Source organism: Vibrio sp. D420a, assembly GCF_030248625.1.
GTDB classification, from domain to species: domain Bacteria; phylum Pseudomonadota; class Gammaproteobacteria; order Enterobacterales; family Vibrionaceae; genus Vibrio; species Vibrio fortis_A.
The window spans coordinates 1-7,022 of sequence record NZ_JAHGAN010000059.1 but is presented as its reverse complement, the minus strand read 5'-3'; the positions used below and the strand labels follow the sequence as shown (position 1 = coordinate 7,022).

Sequence of the window (7,022 nt, the reverse complement as noted above, 5' to 3'; positions counted from 1 at the left end):
AATAGCCGCGTTTAGTGCCAGTAGGTTAGTCTGGTCAGCAATGTCATTGATTACTTTCAAGATCGTTTCGATGTTTGCTGTCGCAGACTCAAGTACTTCTACTTCTGCTACCGCTTGGTCGATACGAGAAGATAGGTTGTCAATGGCTTGCGTTGTATCACTTACTACGGAAGTACCATCTAGTGTTGCTTCATCCGCCTCACGAGCCGCTGCTGCTGCGCCTTGAGCGTTGTTAGCAACTTCGGTAGCCGTAACTGCCATCTCGTTCATTGCGGTTGCTAGCTGTTCAAGCTCTTGAAGCTGCGTGCTCATCGCGTGTGCAGACTCTTCAGCACCTTGAACGGTGATTTCAGTGCCGCGTTTGATTTCAACACCAATTGCTTTTGATTGAATGATCTGTTTCTGAAGGTTCTCGGTAAAGGTGTTGAAGCCTTTCGCAAGTTCAGAGAACTCTTTGTCAGTGTTGGTATCTAGACGCTTAGTCAGATCACCTTGACCGCTTGCAACGTCATTGATCGCTTCGTTCAGAGCATCCAGTGGGCGCATTAGCACGCGAATCAGAACGGTTAGTGCGATAACACTTAGAACAACAGCAATCAAAGAGTAGATGATAGAGCTATTTTTCAGCTCAGAAACCGTCTGGAAAGCGATCTCTTCATCTAGGATTGCACCTACGTACCAGTTTTCGCTTGGGATTGGCGTAAAGCTTACTAGGTAAGACTTGCCATCAATCTCGATACTCTGTGAACCTTCACGAATAGAAGCTTGTGGTAGGTAGCTTGATAGCTTCTCACCGTTATTTTTCGCTTCTGGGTGCGCGATGGTCGTGCCGTCTGCCGTTACTAGGAATAGGTAACCCGCGTCAAACAAGTTCACCTTGTTTACCAGTGTCGCTAAGTTGGTCAGTTCTAGGTCGTAGAACATACCAGCCGTGAACTGGCCATTATCTTTAACTGGTGTACCCACAGAGATGATGACTTTCTTGCTTGATGCATCCACGTATGGAGCTGTTACAACAAGAGAGTTATTTGTTTTCGCATCGATATACCAAGGACGAACGCGAGGATCGTAGTCTGGACCTGCATCCCAACCGTCATCGTTTTCGATAACAAATCCATTGGCTTCATAACCGAAACCCACTGCCAAGAAGCTGTTCTTTAGTTTTGGTTTTTCCAAAATGGTTTTTACGTAGTCACGATCTTGCGGTGCAATTTCGATAACTTCGGTTGTCGATTGGGCAAGTGCTTTTTTGGCCGTCATTTCAGATACAACGGTATTTTTCACACCTGCAACCATCTCCTTGAGGCTGGCGTTGACGTGACTCTCAACCGCACCTCGAACAGTGTATAGCTGCTGAATAGACAGTAGTGATACTGTGACTAGCAGTAAGGCCGATGATGCTGCGACCACCTTATGGCTAAATTTCATTGAGTATTCCCCTTCTCACAGGCTTTGCGAAGACCAAATTAACTTTTGTTTTTATTGTTTTATATATATCGGCAAATAAATTCCTTACTTGAAGATATTTTCACAAAAAAGATTACAAAACCACAACAAAATAAACAACACAAAATTCCATATATTGTTAATTTATATATTTCTCATTTAAGTTCATAGACTTGAGTATCAAGTTTGTTAATCGTTTGCGTGGGCATGATGCATAAGGCTTGGGCGACTACAATGCCTAGTGGGAAGAGCTACTTACTCAATTATTTTTAAAGCTTATCAATTTAATTTAATCAATAAATGAAACGGTTGTTTAAATAATATACAAACGGTTTGGTATAGGTGGGAAATAAAAAAGCCTCACGTTAAGTGAGGCTTTGAATATCTTTGCACAATGCGTAATTAGAATATCATATGTGCTACACCAGCAATAACTGGAAGTGTAATCAACGTACGCAGAATGAAGATGATAAACAGTTCAAAGATGTTAACTGGGATCTTACTTCCAAGTAGTAGTGCACCGACTTCAGACATGTAGATAAGCTGTGTTACTGACATCGCTGCAATCACGAAACGTGTCATCTCATTATCAATAGAAGCTGCAAGGATTGCTGGGATAAACATATCAGCGAAACCAACTACGATCGTTTCAGATGCTGCTACCGCTTCAGGTACGCCTAGTAGCTCCAAGAATGGAATGAAAGGCTGACCAAGAATAGCGAAGATAGAGGTGTACTCAGCAATAATAAGAGCGATAGTACCTAAACCCATAACAACTGGAAGTACGCCAAATACCATGTCTACAGCATTACGCACGCCTTCGCCAAAGACACCTTTCGCTGACTTCACTTGAGATGCTTTATTTACCGCCAGCTCAAGACCCCAAGAGAAAGTGCTGTGACCTGCAGGGATTGCATCAGCATCTTCTTGTGGTTTAGAGCCGTCAATAAACGTGTCTTTTTTCATGCTTAGTGGTGGTAGGCGAGGAATCACAACTGCAGCAACGAAACCTGCTAAACAGATCGCAGCGTAGAAAGGTAGGAACAGGTGCTCTAGCTCTACTTGTGCGATAACCACAAGGCTGAATGTAATAGAAACTGCAGAGAACGTAGTACCAACAACTGCAGCTTCACGCTGAGTGTAGAACTTGTTTTCGTACTGCTTGCTAGTTAGCAAGATACCGACACTACCGTCACCCAACCAAGATGCCATACAATCGATCGCGCTACGGCCTGGTAGGTTGAAGATAGGGCGCATTACTTTACTTAGTAGTGTGCCAAACAACTCTAGTAGACCAAAGTTAAGTAGCAGTGGCAGTAGAAGACCAGCAAAGATGAAGACAGAGAACAGTGTTGGCAGTAGGCCTTCAAGCACTAGTCCACCAGTATTCTCTTCCCATACCGCCATTGGACCGACTTGGAAGAACGTCATTACAGCAGCTGCACCACCGATCACACGTACAGCCAACCACAATGGAGATGGGTTGAATAGGCCGTTTAGGAATGGGCTAGATTGAATAAACGCAGGCTTGAAAAGTTTAGTGCAAATAGACGCGAGCGCCATAAAAGCAACAATCGCTGTGATTGCAGGCACCAAAACATCACCAAAAACGGCTTGAATGGATTTTGCAAGGATTGCAACAGGAATGGTTAGATCACCCTCATAGCTGATAGGCGCCATGAATAAGAATAAACCGATGAGCGATGGGATTAAGAAAATCCAGAAACTGCTTTTTGATTTTTCAGTATTCGCAGTGTTCATGTTGTTAGACATTGTATAGTTCTCGTATATCTACTCGTAAAAAGCCACATCCTTGGCATTTTTATGCACTAAACATCCGTATTCTTTCATTGGCGGCAAGACTACATAGTATTATGCTAACTTGCAATACTATTCATCGTGGATCGGTAAATATTCACCACCTGCATGCTGCCATTGCCAGAAAGTTTAGTATAAAGTTTCGCAGATGTTACTTTTGTTTTGGTTATGTTGCTAGTTTTTTATAAAATATCTAGCTTATTCGTTTGGCGGTAGAGGTATAGCCAGTAGACAAACGCGATCATAAATGCAAAAGAAGCAGGGAAAGCCAATGCAGTGATCTCGAATTTTTGGAATAGACAAGCACCCACCAAACCGCCTGATAAGAAGCCGACTACGATAAAGAGTAGCAGTTTTGCTTTACGACGATCGAAAGGCGTCCCTTTTAAACGAGCGCCAATCATAATACCAAGGTCAGTAATGATGCCGCTCATGTGAGTGGTGCGGATGATAGCGCCGCTATAGGTGGTGATCATCGCATTCTGCAGTCCACACGCCGCTGATGCGAAGTATTGACCATAAGCGTAACCATTAAGCAGTGCCCATAACGCTATGAATAGCAACGTTCCTTCAATACAAAGTGCCACACCGTAACGTCTTCCCAGCTTGAGTGCTTGATTCTCAATGAAGAAACCACTAAATGCGGCGCCAAGCATGAAACTGACAACAATTAACAGTAGATGCCAAGAGATCAATGAGGGTGTGAGTAGGCTACTCCCTAATAAAGAGAGGGTACCTGATAGGTGTGAAATCGCTTGATGTTGGAATCCAAGCAAGCCAATTGCATTAACACTTCCCGCCAAACCGGCAAGCAGCAGTGCACCATATTCGATCCAACGAGGGAGTTTAGAGATCATGCGCGTGGCCTGATGAATGAAAGAAGGGGCGGATTATAACGCTAGCAAAATCTAACGCTAGCGTTGTCCATTAAGAGAGTTTGATCTTAGGCAATCAATAGCGATTTAGTTAAAGCGTTCCATTTCACAATCAAACTTAACCCAGCCATGTTTGCGCTCTTCATACACGGAAAAGCTAGGGATAGGAAAGTCGCGCTCTTTGAAAAGACCAAGGGGAACGATCAGAGCATCTGGTGCTCCTGTGGTTTGCAACAACATAGTGGTGCCGCATTTAGGGCAGAATTGATAGTGGACTTCATTGCCGCTATCGCTAATGCGTGAAAAACTGGTGACTTCTCCACTGAGAGTGACTTGTTCGCTAGCAAATCTAGCCTGTACGCCAAACACACTTCCTGTTCTTTTTTGGCATTCATAGCAATGGCATACCGCGGTTCTGAGTGGCTCGCCACGACAGACCAAGCTGGTGGCACCGCAACGGCATTCACAACTTCTTACAGCTTTTTCATTCGCACTATTTGTATTCATGCACAACTCGCTTTCTGGTTAAGCTCATATTGCTAATTATACTAAAGCCATTTAAGGTCTGCACAAGTCGATGAAAATCAAAGAATAGAAGTTCATGAAAAAGAAAATTTTACCGATTCCCCTGATCCTATTGATCCCAATTGTGATGCTGGTGGTTGTGATTGTTGCGGGTCTATATCGCTTTAGTTTGACTGATGAAGAGATACTGGCCAAATTCCCCTCATCTCAGGTGAGTTACGACCCTGTGGTTGAGTTGGTGTTTGACTTAAAAGCAACCAACCCTTGGACAATTAAAGTGCCAGAGACCCAAGCATTCGCTTTTATTGATGAATATATGGACTCTAAGCATATCGCCTCTGGTCGATACGATTCCGGTGCAGAGCGAGGTACTGTGCAAGTGGCTACAGATAAGATTGTTGCACTCACTGTTGGACAAGATCAGATGTTTGTCGCACCGATGTGGGTTTCCAATCAAGGCTCTGGCGTGTTTCATTACCTAGCATTGTTTAAATTTGATAAAGCACGCAGTCGTGTAGTGTTGGTGGATGAGCTTCTTTTAGGTGACCGCATTCAATTAGAAACTCTGGATATCACAAATGCGGGTGGTGAAGCTCAAAACAGCTATCAGGGTTTGGTGAGCTTCAACCAACACAGTGCTCAGCAGTCTTACGCAGAGGCCCCTGACGAGAAAGTGATATCGAGCTTTACGGTAAATAAGCAATCAATTGAAGTGCATTAAAGGTTTTAATCGTTCATTGTTTTGTTGTTTATGTGAGCTAAATTACATATTATCTTAGATAGTTGACTGAAATTTAGACACAAAATCGGTTTTGTGTTGGACGATTTTTACAAATGGAGCTTGCGAATGATTAACAAACGCTTTTTTAAAACCAAAGATGAAGTAGAAGTGACCTTTGAGCTGGAGGCTCAAGAAGCGAACTCAGTGTCTATTGTCGCTGATTTCCTGGACTGGAAGGTCACGCCAATGAAGAAGTTGGCAAAAGGGAAAGTCTACAAGTTTAAAACACGTCTACCAAAAGACGGAGAGTTTCAATTCCGTTACTTAGTGGACGATCAGCAATGGGTTAATGACGCCAATGCTGACAGCTACATCCCGAATGAGTTTGGCGAAGATAACTGCTTAGTATCAACGGCGAATGCATAACGGGGGTTAGCGATTTTAAAGGATGATAAAGCAGAGGCTGTAATGCTTCTGCTTTTTTATTTCTGTAGTGAATAGATATTAGGAAAGTTCGGCGACAATAACTCAATGACTTAGCATGATCGAGTAAGATTAGCGTCATATTATGACAATGTATTGATGATTTATGCGTTTGAAAAGCATATCCTATGGTCTTTATATCGTAGAAAGACCTGTTTACCGTGTATTCAAAACTATTTTCATCTCCGTTTGCTGCGCTTTCGCCCGTAAAAAAGATAACCATTTTGGGATTGCCTGTATTCGCTTTAATCGGCGTCGCAATCAACTCATCCCAGTCGAGTTTAACTGGAACCATTGAACTCAACTTGCCAGACTCAACCGTGATTGAGTCAATTCTCTCTCCATCGCATAACGTGGCTGAACCACCGACATTCGAATATCAGATCCAAACTGGCGACAGCTTGAGTGGTATTTTCACTCAATTAGGCTTCTCTTATCAGTCGATGATGAGTGTTATGGAGACGGATCTAAACTACCTAGCGCTTGATACGCTTCAGCCGGGTAACCAGCTGCGTTTTTGGCGCAATGAAGAGACGAACAATCTTGAGAAGATGGAGCTAAGCTTCAACGTTGCTGACAAGGTCGTCTATCGTCGCCTTGAAGATGGCAGCTATGAGTTTGAAGATATCTCAATCCCTGGCGAGTGGAAACAGAAGCCAATGGTGGGGGCTATTCATGGCAGTTTCTCTACCTCAGCGAATAAACTCGGTCTAAGTAGTGTCGAGATTGACCAAGTTGTTTCTCTCCTTAAAGACAAGCTTAACTTTAGCCGTGACTTACGTGCTGGAGATACTTTTGAAGTATTGCAACGAGCTCAATATGTTGACGGTGTTGCGACAGGTAAACGTGAAATTGAAGCGGTGAAGATCGTTAATCGCGGGCGTTTAGTCTCCGCTTATCTGCACAGCGATGGTCAATACTATGATGCGAAGGGTGACAGCCTACAGAGAGCTTTCCAGCGATACCCTGTTAGCCGTAACTGGCGCTTGAGCTCGCATTTCAATCCGAAGCGTCTGCACCCTGTGACGGGGCGCGTTTCACCTCATAATGGTACTGACTTTGCGACACCAATTGGTACGCCAGTACAGTCGACAGGTGATGGTACGGTTATTATGACCCGCAAACACCCTTACGCGGGTAACTATGTGGTCATT

Annotated in this window: 7 protein-coding genes; 3 read left to right on the top strand and 4 right to left on the bottom strand. The window is 43.7% G+C overall.

Features of this window, described 5'->3' with window-relative positions:
* The 4 genes from KI743_RS23315 to KI743_RS23300 form a co-directional block, all read right to left on the bottom strand.
* Positions 1–1,428: methyl-accepting chemotaxis protein (locus tag KI743_RS23315; RefSeq protein WP_285468456.1), on the bottom strand; the 1,428-nt coding region annotated here is incomplete at its 3' end.
* Positions 1,429–1,848: 420 nt separating this feature from the next.
* Positions 1,849–3,219, bottom strand: coding sequence for a YjiH family protein (locus tag KI743_RS23310; RefSeq protein ID WP_032550438.1), 1,371 nt, complete (start codon positions 3,217–3,219; stop codon positions 1,849–1,851).
* A 227-nt stretch (positions 3,220–3,446) separates the two neighbouring features.
* Positions 3,447–4,121 carry a YoaK family protein gene (locus KI743_RS23305; protein WP_285468455.1) on the bottom strand — a complete coding sequence of 225 codons (675 nt, stop codon included), beginning with the start codon at positions 4,119–4,121 and terminating at the stop codon, positions 3,447–3,449.
* A 105-nt stretch (positions 4,122–4,226) separates the two neighbouring features.
* The gene (locus KI743_RS23300) at positions 4,227–4,646 is read right to left on the bottom strand and encodes a GFA family protein (RefSeq protein ID WP_084181840.1); all 420 of its coding nucleotides are present in this window, start codon (positions 4,644–4,646) and stop codon (positions 4,227–4,229) included.
* 94 nt (positions 4,647–4,740) lie between these two features.
* On the opposite strand from KI743_RS23300, the gene KI743_RS23295 reads away from it, so the two are divergent.
* The 3 genes from KI743_RS23295 to KI743_RS23285 all read left to right on the top strand — a co-directional run.
* Positions 4,741–5,385, top strand: a complete 645-nt coding sequence (locus KI743_RS23295; RefSeq protein WP_285468454.1) for a hypothetical protein — start codon at positions 4,741–4,743, stop codon at positions 5,383–5,385.
* Positions 5,386–5,511: 126 nt separating this feature from the next.
* Positions 5,512–5,811: an isoamylase early set domain-containing protein gene (locus KI743_RS23290; protein ID WP_285468453.1), complete on the top strand. Its 300-nt coding sequence runs from the start codon at positions 5,512–5,514 to the stop codon at positions 5,809–5,811.
* Positions 5,812–6,029: 218 nt separating this feature from the next.
* On the top strand, positions 6,030–7,022 hold a 993-nt coding region (locus KI743_RS23285), incomplete at its 3' end, for a peptidoglycan DD-metalloendopeptidase family protein (RefSeq protein ID WP_285468452.1).